This window comes from Microbulbifer sp. ALW1, from assembly GCF_009903625.1.
Taxonomy (GTDB): domain Bacteria; phylum Pseudomonadota; class Gammaproteobacteria; order Pseudomonadales; family Cellvibrionaceae; genus Microbulbifer.
Genome location: NZ_CP047569.1, coordinates 2,152,303 through 2,166,154 on the forward strand (window position 1 = coordinate 2,152,303; position 13,852 = coordinate 2,166,154).

At 58.5% G+C, this 13,852-nt stretch carries 13 protein-coding genes; 4 read left to right on the plus strand and 9 right to left on the minus strand.

Annotation, left to right across the window (positions count from 1 at the left end):
* Positions 1–123: 123 nt before the first annotated feature.
* The 3 genes from GRX76_RS08820 (at position 124) to GRX76_RS08830 (ending at position 4,071) form a co-directional block, all read left to right on the plus strand.
* Positions 124–1,527, plus strand: coding sequence for an ATP-binding protein (locus GRX76_RS08820; protein WP_160152980.1), 1,404 nt, complete (start codon positions 124–126; stop codon positions 1,525–1,527).
* Positions 1,528–1,650: 123 nt separating this feature from the next.
* Complete coding sequence (locus GRX76_RS08825; protein ID WP_160152981.1) at positions 1,651–2,463, plus strand: polysaccharide deacetylase family protein; 813 nt, start codon at positions 1,651–1,653, stop codon at positions 2,461–2,463.
* Between the two features lie 78 nt (positions 2,464–2,541).
* A complete protein-coding gene (locus GRX76_RS08830) occupies positions 2,542–4,071 on the plus strand; it encodes a dipeptidase (RefSeq protein WP_236250605.1) in 1,530 nt (509 codons plus the stop codon).
* A gap of 91 nt (positions 4,072–4,162) precedes the next feature.
* Here GRX76_RS08830 and GRX76_RS08835 read toward each other — a convergent pair whose 3' ends face one another.
* From GRX76_RS08835 to GRX76_RS08875, 9 genes are all read right to left on the minus strand, one after another.
* Positions 4,163–5,995 carry an acyl-CoA dehydrogenase gene (locus tag GRX76_RS08835; protein WP_160152983.1) on the minus strand — a complete coding sequence of 611 codons (1,833 nt, stop codon included), beginning with the start codon at positions 5,993–5,995 and terminating at the stop codon, positions 4,163–4,165.
* Between the two features lie 201 nt (positions 5,996–6,196).
* Positions 6,197–7,339 (minus strand): MJ1255/VC2487 family glycosyltransferase, encoded by a 1,143-nt coding sequence (locus GRX76_RS08840; protein WP_160152984.1) that lies wholly within the window; start codon positions 7,337–7,339, stop codon positions 6,197–6,199.
* A gap of 54 nt (positions 7,340–7,393) precedes the next feature.
* Positions 7,394–7,867, minus strand: a complete 474-nt coding sequence (locus tag GRX76_RS08845; RefSeq protein ID WP_236250606.1) for a phosphatase PAP2 family protein — start codon at positions 7,865–7,867, stop codon at positions 7,394–7,396.
* A 160-nt stretch (positions 7,868–8,027) separates the two neighbouring features.
* Positions 8,028–9,095 carry a trans-acting enoyl reductase family protein gene (locus GRX76_RS08850; RefSeq protein WP_160152986.1) on the minus strand — a complete coding sequence of 356 codons (1,068 nt, stop codon included), beginning with the start codon at positions 9,093–9,095 and terminating at the stop codon, positions 8,028–8,030.
* Between the two features lie 61 nt (positions 9,096–9,156).
* Positions 9,157–9,378, minus strand: coding sequence for a DUF1653 domain-containing protein (locus GRX76_RS08855; protein ID WP_160152987.1), 222 nt, complete (start codon positions 9,376–9,378; stop codon positions 9,157–9,159).
* 11 nt (positions 9,379–9,389) lie between these two features.
* A complete protein-coding gene (locus GRX76_RS08860; RefSeq protein ID WP_160152988.1) occupies positions 9,390–9,710 on the minus strand; it encodes a DUF3301 domain-containing protein in 321 nt (106 codons plus the stop codon).
* A gap of 219 nt (positions 9,711–9,929) precedes the next feature.
* Positions 9,930–10,703, minus strand: coding sequence for a TSUP family transporter (locus tag GRX76_RS08865; RefSeq protein WP_160152989.1), 774 nt, complete (start codon positions 10,701–10,703; stop codon positions 9,930–9,932).
* 33 nt (positions 10,704–10,736) lie between these two features.
* A complete protein-coding gene (locus tag GRX76_RS08870) occupies positions 10,737–11,027 on the minus strand; it encodes a GIY-YIG nuclease family protein (protein WP_160152990.1) in 291 nt (96 codons plus the stop codon).
* Between the two features lie 14 nt (positions 11,028–11,041).
* Positions 11,042–12,130, minus strand: coding sequence for a PA0069 family radical SAM protein (locus GRX76_RS08875; RefSeq protein WP_160152991.1), 1,089 nt, complete (start codon positions 12,128–12,130; stop codon positions 11,042–11,044).
* A 160-nt stretch (positions 12,131–12,290) separates the two neighbouring features.
* On the opposite strand from GRX76_RS08875, the gene GRX76_RS08880 reads away from it, so the two are divergent.
* Positions 12,291–13,835 carry an FMN-binding glutamate synthase family protein gene (locus tag GRX76_RS08880; protein WP_160152992.1) on the plus strand — a complete coding sequence of 515 codons (1,545 nt, stop codon included), beginning with the start codon at positions 12,291–12,293 and terminating at the stop codon, positions 13,833–13,835.
* The last annotated feature ends 17 nt before the right edge of the window (positions 13,836–13,852 follow it).

Below are 13,852 nucleotides of genomic sequence, written 5' to 3' on the forward strand. Positions count from 1 at the left end.
GGCCACGCATGGTGGCCTCAGCTCCGTTCATGGCTGTTTATCGCCCGCTCATGGCTGTCTATCATTCGCTCATGGCTGCCTAAATTCCGCTGGTGGCACTCCCTTTCCGGCCGTCTCTCGCTGATGGCAACGTTGATCCTGCTGGTATTTCTCGCCGTCCTCTCCGGTGTCCTGGAGCGGGCGTACCGCACCTCCCTGGACGAGGCCAAGGTGCGGGAACTGCAGTTGCACATTTACACCCTGCTGGCCGTGGCCGAGCCCGATGGCAACACATTGCAACTGCCATTCAACCTGCCGGAGCAGCGATTCAACCAGCCGGACTCCGGTCTGATCGGTGCTGTCATGGATGCCCGCGGGCGGGTTATCTGGCGCTCCCAGTCGGCCCTGAGCCTGCCGAATTTTTCTGCATTACCGCTGCCCCTGCCGCTGCGCCAGGGGCAGGAAGTATTTGCGGAAATCCAATTACCCGACCTCAGTACGCCGTACAGCAGTTTCCGCCAGGGCATCGCCTGGGGGTTGGACAATGAACTGCAGTTTACGTTTGTGGTACTGGAAGATGCCGGGCCGCTCCACGCCCAGGTACGCCAGTTCAGTAGCACTCTGTGGCGCTGGTTGGCGATCGGCGCCCTGGCACTGATCGCTGTGCAGCTATTGGTATTGCGCTGGGGCCTGGCGCCTCTGCGCAGTGTGGCGCACGCGCTGAAACGGATGCAGCAGGGTGGTACGGATACCTTGCAGGGGCATTTCCCCCGCGAGCTGGTCCCGCTGACAGACAACCTCAATCTGCTGATTGAAAACGAACGTCGCCAGCGGGAAAAGACCCGTCACACCCTGGGGGATCTCGCCCACAGTCTGAAAACGCCCCTCGCGGTACTGAAGGGTATGGATATCACCGCCGACCCGCAGGGGGCCCAGGCCGCCCTGGCCGAGCAGGTGCAGCGCATGGATGGCATCATCAGCTACCAGCTAAAGCGAGCCGTGGCTACTTCCCCCAAATCTATTCTGCGCGGCGTTGCTGTTCAGCCCCAGGCCGAGAAAATCCTCACCGCGCTGGACAAGGTCTACCGCAAAAAATCCGTAAACGCAGAGTTAATCTGTGACGATTCGGTGTTGTTTTACGGGGATGAAGGTGACCTGATGGAAATGCTCGGCAACCTGCTGGACAATGGTTACAAATACGGCGGCGGTAAGCTGCTGGCGGAAATCTGCAATACCGCTGACCAGCGCGGACTGGAAATCGTGGTCTCCGACAATGGCCCCGGTTTGAGCCAGGCCCAGTGGCAGCAGGTAATACAGCGTGGCGTGCGTGCCGACCAGCAGCAACAGGGGCAGGGTATTGGCCTTGCCGTGGTGGTGGATATTGTGGAGAGTTACCACGGCCGTATTGATATCCTTCCGCCGGGGGGAGCCCGCGATCCGCACCTGGCCCGCGATCCGCACCTGGCCCGCGATCCGCACCTGGCCCGCGATCCGCACCTGGCCCGCGATCCGCACCTGGACGGCCTCGCGGTGCGAATAATTATTTAAGCGGGTTTTGAAGCTCAGTAAACGAATAATAAAAAGGAATTGCCAATGTTCGTTTCTCTCAACTTAGCAAAGATGTTTTCACCAAGACCTCCCAGTAAGTCGCGGGCCCTGCCTCGCGCATTGATGGGGTTGCTGGTCTCACTTGGCTCCGCGGTGTGCTTGTCGGCAGCCGTTGGCGTCGAAACCAGTGGGCAGAAATCTCCCTGGCCCGGTGGTGCCGAGGTGGCGGTGGTACTGACCTACGATGACGCCCTCGATTCCCACCTGGACATCGCCATTCCCCAGCTGAATGAGCACAAACTGCCGGCTACCTTCTATATCTCGGGTGCGCGACCTTCCATTCGCATGCGTCTGCACGAGTGGCGCCGGGCTGCCCAGCGTGGGCACGAGCTTGGTAACCATATGCTTTACCACCCCTGCCGAAAATCTCTTTCCAACCGCAGCTGGGTCAAACCCTGGCAGGATCTGGATAATTACACCCTGGATCAGTTCGTCGATGAAGTGCAGGCGACTAACAGCATGCTCGAAGCCATCGACGGCAAAAAGCAGCGCACCTTTGCCTACCCCTGTGGTGACATGACTGCCGGGGGGGAAGATGTGATTCCCGAGCTGAAAAAACTGGTACCCGCGGCACGTTTGTTTTCCGGCGATGGGCAGCATCAAATTAACGATCGCGATTTTTACCGCGTGGCATCCTTCGATGGTGCCGAAAAGAGTGCGCAAGAACTGATTCAGGTGGTAGAAGCGGCGCGGGAAAATCACAGCCTGGTGGGTTTTATGTTTCACGGGGTGGGTGGTGACTACATTACCGTTTCGTCAGAGGCCCATCAGGCATTGCTGGAGCACCTGGCTGCCCACCCAAATCGCTACTGGGTGGCCACCATGCGCGAAGCAATTGCGCACCTGAAGCGGGAGCAGGCGCGGCAGTCGCTGTAGTTGACGAATAACCCCATTTCCCCGAATTCTATTTATTGATCTGTTTGTTTATCTATTTAAATATCTATGGAGTACCCAGTGAATTTTCGGTCCAAAATTTCGCGGCTTGCGGCGTCGCTGTTGTTCTGCCCTCTGGCCGCGGTGGCGGGTGTCTCGCCGGTAGCGCAGAGCACCGCCGACTATGCGGTAGATCAGTACGAGGCGGCGATGACCGATACCCTTGCCGATCTGGTTCAGTTCAAGACGGTGGCGCGGGAAGACCTGCCGCTGGAAAAGAACCCCGAGTTCACCGGTTTCAAACGCACCCTGTGCGACAAGGCCAAGGCGCTGGGCCTGGAATGTGAAGATCACGGGTATGTGGTGATCGTCGCGCTGGGGCAGGGTGAAGAGAAGATCGGCATTGTCACCCACGGCGATGTGCAGCCGGCCAATCCGGCCAAGTGGAAGAAGAGTCCGTTTGAGCTGGATCGCACCAGTGAGCCGGGCAAACTGATTGCCCGCGGCAGCGAGGACGACAAGGGGCCCATTGCCACCGCGCTCTATGCGATGAAGGCGATCAAAGACAAGGGCGTGCCGATGCAGCGGCGGGTGGAGTTGATTGTTTACATGGCCGAGGAATCTGACTGGGCGCCGCTGGAAGCCTTCCTGAAAGATTACGACATGCCCGCCTACACCATTACCATCGATGCCGATTACCCGGTGGTGACGGCGGAAAAGGGTTGGAGTGAAGTGCGCACTACCTTCTCTGAGGCCGCCGTTGCGGACAAGAGCAAGCCCTTCCTGAGCGAATTCCGCGGTGGCTATTTCCGCAGCCAGGTGCCGGACGAGGCCTACGCCACCGTGGTGCATCCGACTGCCGCGCTGGAAAAAGCGATTCGTGCCCGCGCAGCGAAACATCCGCAGGTGAAATTCGCTTTCGCACACAAGGACGGTGTGTTGGAGATCAGCGCCCGCGGTGTGGCTACCCATAGCTCCGAGCCGGAGCACGGGGTCAACGCCATTGCTTTCCTGGCAGACGCACTGGGTGGCCACGTGTGGCCAGCCAACGCGGCGGGCGCCACAGTGCGTTACATCAATGACCTGATTGGCACCGGCATCGTCGCGGAACAATTTGGCGATATCGCCTACCGCGATGATTTCATGGGACCGATGACCGCAGCCCTGACCATGGTGAAGGCAGAGGAAAATAAAGAGGAAAATAAACCGGGCCTGACCAGCTATCTGAACCTGCGCCGCCCCACCGGCAAGACCGCCAAAGTACTGGATGCACAAATTCACACTGCCATCGACACCTGGCAGAAAAAGACCGGTATCCATATGGCCGACGTGAGTGTGCATCTTGGGGAGCCCTACCGTGCAGATAAGGCGCCGCAGGTGGAGCCACTGCTGCAGGTGTTCCGGCACTTTACCGGAATCAAGGATGCGGGACCGGTGTCCGTTGGTGGTTCCACCAATGCCAAGCTGTTTCCCAATGCGGTCAGCTTCGGGCCATCGATGCCGGACAAGGCCTACACCGGGCACTCGGAGCACGAATTCATCACTGCAGACCAGTTGCAGCTGAACCTGAAAATGTACACGGCAATGATGATCGAGATCGCGAATCTCTAACGTAATCCGATTAAATCATTCCGACGTTAAAGGCCGTGAATTAAAAAGGGACTGAATAATCAGTCCCTTTTTTGTTGCTTCGTTTCCGGCTTCAGAACCAGTCCCGCTGCATCTCAAACGGCACCCGGTTACCGGCGTCCAGTAGTGCCAGTTGCGGCTCGATTTCCGGCAGTTCCCACTCAATATAAAAACGCGCGGCCTGCAGTTTGCCGCGGTAGAAATTCTCTTCCTCGTCGCTGAGTGCGCTATCTGATTTCAGTTTCTGTGATGCGATGTGTGCCTGGCGCAACCAGATCCAGCTCACGACCACACGTCCAAGGGCATCGAGGTAGAGAGTGGCATTGGCGAGGCCCAGGTCGGCGTCGGCAGCCATTTGTCCCAGCAGGTTTTCGGTCGTGCTGTTGATGCGGTTAAGGCTGTCCCCAACGCATTGGCCCAGCACCTGCAGCTCGGAATCGCTGTCGCAGTCGGTAACGGTTTTGGCGATCTCTGCGGCGAGGTGTTGGTAAGCGGCGAGACCCTTGGCGGGGACTTTACGCCCGAGCAGGTCCAGTGCCTGGATGCCTTCGGTGCCCTCGTGGATCGGGTTGAGACGGTTGTCGCGGTAGAGCTGCTCCAGGGGGTATTCACGGATATAGCCGGAGCCGCCAAGCACCTGAATCGCCAGATCGTTGGCTTTTAAACAGTACTTGGATGGCCAGGATTTGACGATGGGGGTGAGCAGGTCCAGCAGCTCTGCCGCTTGTTGTCGTTCGCCTTCGGTTTCCGCGCTGTGCGTATCTTCGAACAGGGAGGAGGCGTAGAGGCAGAGCGCGAGGCCACCTTCCACATAACTTTTCTGCGTCAGCAGCAACCGCCGGACATCCGCGTGCTGGATGATGGGCAGTTGTTTCGACTGCGGGTCGCGGTTGGACGGCAGGCGGCCCTGTGGCCGCTCTTTGGCATACTGCAACGCATGCTGGTAACCGCGGTAGCCCAGCACGGCAGCGCCAGTGGCAACACCGATGCGCGCTTCGTTCATCAGCTGGAACATGTAGCTGAGGCCCTTGTGGGGTTCACCCACCAGATAGCCTACCGCACCGCCTTCTTCGCCAAAGCTCAGCACCGTCGAGGTGGTGTTGCGATAGCCCATTTTGTGTAGCAGGCCCGCCAGCTGTACGTCATTACGGACAGCCAATGCACCATTCCCTATCCCGTCCACGGCCCCATCCTCTGCAGGAATTACCTTCGGGACCAGGAACAGGGAAATGCCCTTGACGCCCGCCGGAGCACCTTTGATGCGTGCCAGTACCATATGCACGATATTTTCGGTAATGGACTGGTCGCCACCGGAAATAAACATCTTCTGCCCGTGAATGCGGTAGCTGCCGTCTTCCGCCGGGGTGGCCGTGGTACGGATATCTGCGAGGGCCGAGCCCTGGTCCGGTTCGGTGAGCGCCATGGTGCCCGCGTAGCGGCCATCCATCATCGGTGGCAGATAGCGGCTTTTCAGTTCATCGCTGGCGAAGCTGCGCACCAGGTTGGCGGCTCCCAGGGTAAGAAACGGATAGGCCGCGGTGCCGACGTTGGCGGCGTTGATATAGGCCATGGCCGTGCGCAGGACCACTTCCGGCAACTGCATGCCACCCTCTTCAAAGTCGTAGTGGGCAGCGAGAAAACCGGCGTCTGCGAACGCCTTCCAGGCCTCGGCAGTTTCGGGTATCAGGGTGACTTTTTCGCCGTCGAAGGTGGGCTCATGGGCGTCGCCCTTGCTGTAGTGATTGGCGAAGTATTTCTCTGCGATGGCTTTCGCGGTGTCCAGGGTCGCGCTGAAGACTTCCCGGGTGTGTTCGCGGTAGCGGGGGCGTTGTAGCAGTGCCTCGGTATCGAGAAATTCGTATAGCAGGAACTCGATATCCCGGTCGTTCAGGTACTGCGCGCTCATAACCACTCCAATTCTTGTTATCTAATAGGCTCGTCTAGTCGACGGTCTAGGGGAATCGGATCAGGGTAGGGAGTGGACCGGAACTCGGCAATGACATATCAGGTAATGGCCCCGGATATATGTCTCCAATCAGTTTCCGGGGCCCTAATCAAGGGCTATCGGTCAAGAGTAAAGGGAGGGCGTACAAGAGACGCTCAGTGCTCAGGTGCTCTCGCTGCCTTTGATTTCCTCGGCAGTGTCGACCTCGTCCAATGAGGCCGCAGCGCTCACCGCTTTCCGAGGGGACTTTGCCGCCTGGCGCCCGGGTATCACTGCTTGCCACAGGCTGTCCGCCAGTTCCTGCGGGCTGTTGCGGCGGCCTTTGGCAATCCAGTACACGATTGCGCCGGCGACATCCGGCCAGGCGATTTGCACGCCCTTGGGGTGCTCCTCCAGCCAGCGTCCGATGGTGATGGCATCCATATGCTCTACCACCTTGGCCAGTTGCAGTTCTTTCAGGGCCAGGGCATTGGCTTCCTGCTCAAATTGCCCTTTGAGCGGGCGGGTGAGGATCGGTTTGCCGAGGGTCAGGGTCTCTGCAATCAGCTCGAAACCGCTATTACAAATGACGGCCTTGGCGCTGGCAACATCCGCGCGGAAACCGTCAACAGACGGAGCCTTCAGGGTGATGTTGTCCGCTTTGGGCTGATCCGTGGGCAGACCGTAGACGGTGAACTGGTGTGGCAGCTGGGCCAGTTGTTGCAGTAACGGGGTTGCGTGTTCGAACGGCAGGTAGACCAGTACATGACCGTCATTCGCCCCAGGTACTTCGTCTTGAGACGGATCACTGTGGGCCTGTGCTATGGGTGGCAGAATCGGGTGACCAAAGTGGTACCAGTGCATTCCCAGACTTACCTTTACCGGCGCGAACATTTTCATGATGGCGCGGGCGGTCCAGCCGAAGGCTGGCGTGGGTATGGAAAAATTGAATGCGTACTGGTGGCCGAGCCCGAGACTGGGGCGCTTGCGCTTTTTAGCCGCCCAGGCGCTGACCGGCTCGAAGTCGCTGATGACCAGGTCGAAATCCTGTACCGGCAGCTCGCGGATGTCCTTTAGCAGGCGGCTGAGGTTCAGTTGTCTGGCAGTGGCAATCTGGTCGATTTTGCCTTCCTTGTGCACGAAGGTCAGGCCTTCGCGCCACCAGTAGTCTCCGAAGGCTTCCATCGCGAAAAATTTTTCTGGCGGTCGGCCGGTAAACAGCCATTGAACTTCTAGCTCCGGAAATTGGGCGAAGGCCTCGGCCATGGCTCTGGCGCGGGAGATATGGCCGTTGCCGGTGCCCTGAACGCCGTACAGAATTTTCAAATTGCTTCTCCGGTTGATGAGCAGTATCTGACTGAAAAAAGGGATCACGTTGAGCTAGAGCAATGCTCCACTGACTGCGAATCCCACACAGATGCCCAACAGTGCTCCGGCACAGACGTCGGTGGGATAGTGCACGCCGAGACCTACACGGGATGTCCCAACGCCGGCAGCCCAGAAGTAGCCCAGGGCCCAAAGCGGATTGAGGCTCTGGCTCAGTATGGTGACAAACAGGAAAGCGCCGGAGGTGTGCCCGGACGGCAGGCTGAAGCGGTCATTGGCCACCACAATGGAGCGCAGGCCGGGGATGGATTCCGGCGGGCGGTTGCGCTTGGTGGTATTTTTGATGGCCCAGTAGAGGGATCGCTCGATCGCGAAGGCGGCACCGCAGAGATACAGGAATGGCAATGCGGCCGCGGTGTTGACGATGGCAATCAACAGTGGCGATAGCAGGTAGAGCCAGCCGTCGGCAGAGCGGGACAGCAGCAGGTAGTTCCTGCGGGATGTCGGCCGTGTCGCCCGTTCTGCCATTCGCAGTACCAGGGAGACATCTACCGTTTTCAGTGTGATAGGTAAGCTTCGCATGCACTAAAAGTACGAAGCCTATGTTGCGCGGACTTGAACGAAATATGTCAGAACCGTGAAATCTGACGATTGGCGGACAGCCCAGTGTCTGTCCGCCAGCGCTGGATCAGTCGATCCCGATTTTGATGGCTCCGGAACCGGGCAGTTTCTCCACAAGTTCATGACCGCAGAGTTTTGACGGTGTGAAGTAGCCTCCATCGCCGTTGTAGCCCAGCAGGTGCTCCATGACCGCCAGAGAACCGTGAACGGTCACGTCGTAGCCGTTGGCGGTCACCACGCGGCCCACCCGGCGCTCGCCGCGGCGGTCGTTGCGCACTTCGCCCCACACCCAGGTCTGCTGTTCTGCGCGCTGGTTTTCGCTGGGACCACGGACTTTTTGGTCCACTTTGCCCTTGAGCCAGTTCTGCATCCAGTTCATACGCAGCAGCCAGCGGAATTTGTTGAGTTGCTGCATTTTTTTCGCCCGCCGCGGGCTCATGGGAATGTACACCTCGATATTGGGGATTTCGGTGGTGTAGTAAGCGGTGGCAATGTCACCCCAGGGGATGGCGACGGCGAATTTCTCGCCGCGGCCGAAATTGATCTTGCGGGTAATTTCGCCGTGGGGGGTGATTTCAATCTTGCCGTTGCGGCGCACGGCACTGCCCACGCCCAGGCTTTCTATCGAGGTCTTGGCGGTACCGGGGCTGAGGCCGGAATCGGAATCGAAACCCAGGGTGAGATGGGTGGCGCTGGTCATGGTTTTGTGCAGCGCGGCCGCCAGGCAATCGGTGGGAATTACATCGAAACCGGTGCCGGGGCAGAGAACCACACCTGCGGCCTTCGCCTCTGCGTCCAGCCCGTGGGCCAGCTGGTAGACCGACATCTCACCGGTAATGTCCTGATAGTGGGTGCCGCTGGCAATACAGGCGCGCATCATGGGTTCTGCGGTAGCAGAGAATGGGCCGGCGCAGTGAATCACCACGGCAACGTCTTTGAGCGTGCGGGCCAGGGCCTCTTCATCGTCCAGGCTGACGGCAATAGCCGGCAGTCCCAGCTCGTTGGCCAGCGGTTGCAGCTTGGCAGCACTGCGGCCGGAGAGAATGGGCTTCAGCCCCTTGGCGACGGCGTTGCGGGCAATCAGCTCACCGGTATAGCCATAGGCGCCGTAAATCAGGATCTGTTTATTGTTCACCGAGTGTCCTTATTGTTCTCGATCTTCTTATCAATCGGGTAACTGTTGTTACAGGCGTTTGTTACAGGCGTTTTTCCAGAGCGAAGCGCGGAACCTGCTGCCCGTCTTTTTCCACGGTCTCTGCAAACATCGCCAGAGGGCGGGCCCAAACGCCGAACTCATCATACAGAGCGCGGTATATGGCCAGTTGTTCCCCGGTTTCACTGTGGGTGGCAATTTCCATCAAATGGTATTGCTTGCCGTTTTTATAGTGGCGATAAATGCCCTTGCTGATCGGATCCATGTGCATCCTCCTCAGGAGAGGTGGTAAGGGGAGAGCTGGATCTGGTTGACGCGTTGCCCGTGTAGCACAGCGATACCGCTGTAACGGCGCTCTCCGGTAGAGGTAAATTCGAATTCGTACTGGCGCAGCAGGCGCACCTGGCCGCTCTTGTCGCGCTTGAGGCGAGTGCGCTTCAGCATCACCGTATCATCCAGCAATTGCACGCCGGTCTCTTTACAGTGCGCCTTTACGATCCTGCGCACCCGGTCCTTGGCGGCCATGCCGGCCCAGAAATACCAGGCTGCCAGTATCAGCAGGAAGATCCAGAAAAGGTCGCCCAGTGAGTAATACATAGGAGGTACGTTTTGCTATCTTTCGTGGGCGCAAGAATACCACCAGCGGAGGGACTATGCCCGGCACGATTCTCATCACCGGCTGTTTCCCCAAAAGTCTTGTGCCACGGGGGGGAGTGATGTCACCACCTGTTCTAAGTAGCTGTTCTAAGTAGCTAATCTAAGTACCTGGGGGGCGAGATTCCCTGGTTGCGCGATTTTTAAGTAAAAAAGTAACTATCAGGGGAGAGGCAACAGATCCAGGTGCTGGGCGATCTGGCCCAGTGACATCAGCATACACATGGTGATCACCAGCGGACGTATGATGCGGGTACCACCTGCCAGCATGGTGTGGCTTCCGATAAACGCGCCCAGCATTTGCCCGGCCATCATGGCTCCGCCGATAACCCACACCACTTTGCCGCCAGTGGCAAACAGGGCGAGCGAGACCACGTTGGTGGTGAGGTTGAACAGTTTTGCCCGGATTGTTGCGGTGAGCAGGGTTTGCCCGCGAAAGGCAACCCCGGACGCAGCAAAAAAGGTCCCGGTACCGGGGCCAAAAGCGCCGTCATAAAAGCCCACCACAGGCACGCACGTCAGTGCCCACTGTTTTTCACTCAGTTTTCCCTGGCGTTCGCTGTTGCCCAAATTGGGGGTGAGCCAAACATACAGTGCGACGCACAACAACAGCACTGGAATCACCCAGTTGAGCCAGCTTGTGTCCACCCGCTGAATCAGCCAGGCGCCCACACCAGCGCCAATGCCTGCAGTAACCACCGGAAGAATCAGCGCGCGCTCGCGCAAGTGGCCCTTCGAATACAGCGTGGCTGTCGCGGTAAAAGTGCCGAGTATCGCCTGGCTTTTGTTGGTCGCCAGCGCGGCAACTGGCGGCAGGCCGGCGAGCAGCAAGGCGGGCACCGTCAGTAACCCGCCGCCACCGGCCAGGGTATCCACCCAGCCCGCCAGCATGGCAACAGCAAACAGAATCAATAGCAGGGTAATGGTGATATCCATCGGGTACTTCTTGTGTGAGTCGGACTTGGGGTGTCAGGGGGCAGTGGTGCGCGCTTGGATAGGCAGCTTGAGCTTGCCGGCAATCAATGCCTCCTTGCGTGCCTTGGGCCACTTCTTGATCTGCATTTCCAGTTTTAATGCATCGGAATGGCTGTCGACACCCTGTTGGAATTCCAGTGTCAGGGGGCCGCGACCGCGCAGCGCCTTGGCGGCTTTGGGGCTGCCACTGCTGTGCTCTTCAAAGCGCCGCTCTACATCTCGGGTAATACCCGTATACAGCGAGCCGCTGTTGGTGCGTATCAGATAAACAAACCAGCCAGACAAAACATAACCGCCGATTAAAAAAGACTTTGCTGGTCACCGGATTGTGGCGGCAGAAAAAAGCGGCTGCAATCCAGGTCCAGCTTGCGTTCATTCAGTCCCAGTTTGCGACAGGTTACCCGAAACCGCTGCTGCAGTAACTGAGCAAAGACACCGGTGCCTCGTTGGCGCTGGCCGAATTCGGTCTGGTTGTCTTTACCGCCGCGGCTCTGTTGCACCAGGCTCATCACGTGCTGTGCCCGCCCCGGGTAGTGTTCTGCTAGCCACTGGCGAAAGAGCGGTGCCACCTCAAACGGTAATCGCAACAGTATGTAAGCGGCGTGAATCGCGCCCGCCTGCTGCGCCTGGGTGAGAATGGCTTCCAGTTCTGAATCGTTCAGTGCCGGAATCATGGGCGCGGCCATCACCGCGGTGGGTATACCGGCACTTGCCAGTGCTTCGATGGTGCGCAGGCGTGCTGCCGGCCCTGCGGTGCGTGGCTCCAGTTTGCGTTTCAATGCATTGTCCAGCGTGGTTACGCTGATGCCTACATGTACCAGGTTGTCTTGCGCCATTTCCGCCAGTATCGGCAGGTCACGCAGAATCAGCTGGCTCTTGGTGACGATGGTCACCGGGTGCTGGTAGCGCTGCAGTGTTTCCAGTAGCTGGCGGGTGATCTGCTTTTCTTTTTCCAGGGGCTGGTAGGGATCAGTATTGGTGCCCATGGCAATGGGACTGCACTGGTAACTTTTTTGGCGCAGTGCCTTTTCAAGCAGCTCCGCGGCATTGGGTTTGTAAAACAGCCGGGTTTCGAAGTCGAGCCCTGGCGACAGGTCCATATAAGCGTGGGCGGGGCGGGCGTAGCAGTAGACGCATCCGTGTTCGCAACCCCGATAGGCGTTGATCGACTGGGTAAACGGAATATCCGGGGAGTTATTGGTGGCAATGATGGATTTGGCCTTTTCCTCGATCGCCACGGTGTCAATCCGTTGCTGCTGTTCCAGGGCCTGCTCCCAGCCGTCGCTCTCGCGGGTGCTGACCTGATCCACAAAGCGCCCCGCCAGGTTACTGATGGCGCCGCGCCCCTTGAGGGATTGGGTAGGGTTGTCAGGGGAGTCGTTGGCCACGGAATTTAAGGCTGTATGTTTGTCCAGTTGTTTGGGGAGTTTATGACTGGATCCCAGCCAGTGCAAGGAAACTGCGAAGCACATACAATGACTACTTGGTTTTCGTCGGTTTTTCGTCGGTTTTTGTTAGTTTCGATGATTCTAGGGCAGGGAGCAGGGGATGGATCTTCATGCGGTAGCCGCGATCAAGGCATTCGCGGTCAATGTATTACAGGTGTTTGCGATGCTGTTCGCCTTCGGGCTGGTGTTGCTGGTGCTCTATGTGGTGTACCTGTATCTCTCGGATGTGAGTCAGACCAAGCAGGCCATTCGCCGCAACTTCCCTGTACTGGGGCGCTTTCGCTACCAGTTTGAGCACCTAGGTGAGTTTTTCCGGCAGTACTTTTTCTCACTGGACCGGGAAGAGATGCCATTCAATCGCGCCCAGCGCAGCTGGGTATACCGCGCCGCAAAAAACGTGGATTCCACCCTGGCCTTCGGTTCCACAAGACCCCTCAATCAGCCTGGGGATATCGTGTTCCTGAACCATCCCTTCCCGACCCTAGCCAAAGACGCGGTACCACCGCGAGAGGTTACGGTGGGGGAAGGCGCCGCGCGCAGACCCTATACCACCCGCTCCATCTTCAATATTTCGGGCATGAGCTTCGGCGCCCTGTCGGTGCCAGCGGTTGAAGCGTTGTCGAGAGGCGCGGCCAAGGCGGGGATCTGGCTGAATACCGGCGAGGGTGGCTTGTCGCCCCACCACCTGGTAGGCGGTTGTGATGTCGTCTTCCAGATCGGTACCGCCAAATACGGAGTGCGGGATGAAGAAGGCAACCTGTCAGACGACAAATTGAGGGAGGTGGCGGCCCATGAACAGGTCAAAATGTTCGAGCTGAAACTCTCCCAGGGCGCCAAGCCGGGCAAGGGCGGCATATTACCGGGAATCAAGGTAACGCCGGAGATTGCCCGGGTGCGCGGTATCCCTGTGGGGATGGACTCCATCAGCCCCAATGGCCACCCGGAATTCCGGGATGTGGCCGGGCTGCTGGATATGATTGGTCATATTCGCGAGGTTACCGGTAAGCCTGTCGGTTTCAAGTGCGTGATTGGCAGCAGCGACTGGCTGCATGAATTGTGCGATTTGATCCGGCGGCGTGGCCTGGAGTCCGCACCGGACTTTATTACCATCGATAGCGCTGATGGTGGCAGCGGTGCCGCGCCCCAGAGTTTGATGGACTATATGGGATTGCCCCTGAATCGCAGTCTGCCACTGGTGGTTGATCTTATCGCCGAGTACGGGTTGCGCGAGCGCATCAAGATTATCTGCGCGGGCAAATTGCTGACGCCGTCCATGGTGGCCTGGGCGCTGGCGATGGGCGCCGACTTTATCAATTGCGGGCGCGGTTTCATGTTTTCCCTCGGCTGTATCCAGGCCATGCAGTGCAATAAAAATACCTGCCCGACCGGTGTCACTACCCACAACCCGGATCTGCAGCAGGGGCTGGATCCCATGGACAAGGCCGAGCGGGTTTACCATTACGCGCGCAACATGGTGTACGAAGTGGGCACCATCGCGCACTCCTGTGGTGTCCCCGAGCCACGCCAATTGCGCCGCGCTCATGTCGAAGTCATCAATGAGCGTGGAACCCCGGTGCCATTGTCCGACCTGGTGCCGGAAGTAAAACCCAAGTCCGTGATCGCCTCCGATCGCGATTCCCAATAATCGACCCATCGGGAGTG

Bases quoted from the DNA above. Each gene is read 5' to 3' on its own strand.
- GRX76_RS08820 (WP_160152980.1), top strand. From the start codon at position 124: ATGGCAACGTTGATCCTGCTGGTATTTCTCGCCGTCCTCTCCGGTGTC.
- GRX76_RS08825 (WP_160152981.1), top strand. From the start codon at position 1,651: ATGGGGTTGCTGGTCTCACTTGGCTCCGCGGTGTGCTTGTCGGCAGCC.
- GRX76_RS08835 (WP_160152983.1), bottom strand. From the start codon at position 5,995: ATGAGCGCGCAGTACCTGAACGACCGGGATATCGAGTTCCTGCTATAC.
- GRX76_RS08845 (WP_236250606.1), bottom strand. From the start codon at position 7,867: ATGGCAGAACGGGCGACACGGCCGACATCCCGCAGGAACTACCTGCTG.
- GRX76_RS08855 (WP_160152987.1), bottom strand. From the start codon at position 9,378: ATGGATCCGATCAGCAAGGGCATTTATCGCCACTATAAAAACGGCAAG.
- GRX76_RS08860 (WP_160152988.1), bottom strand. From the start codon at position 9,710: ATGTATTACTCACTGGGCGACCTTTTCTGGATCTTCCTGCTGATACTG.
- GRX76_RS08865 (WP_160152989.1), bottom strand. From the start codon at position 10,703: ATGGATATCACCATTACCCTGCTATTGATTCTGTTTGCTGTTGCCATG.
- GRX76_RS08880 (WP_160152992.1), top strand. From the start codon at position 12,291: ATGGATCTTCATGCGGTAGCCGCGATCAAGGCATTCGCGGTCAATGTA.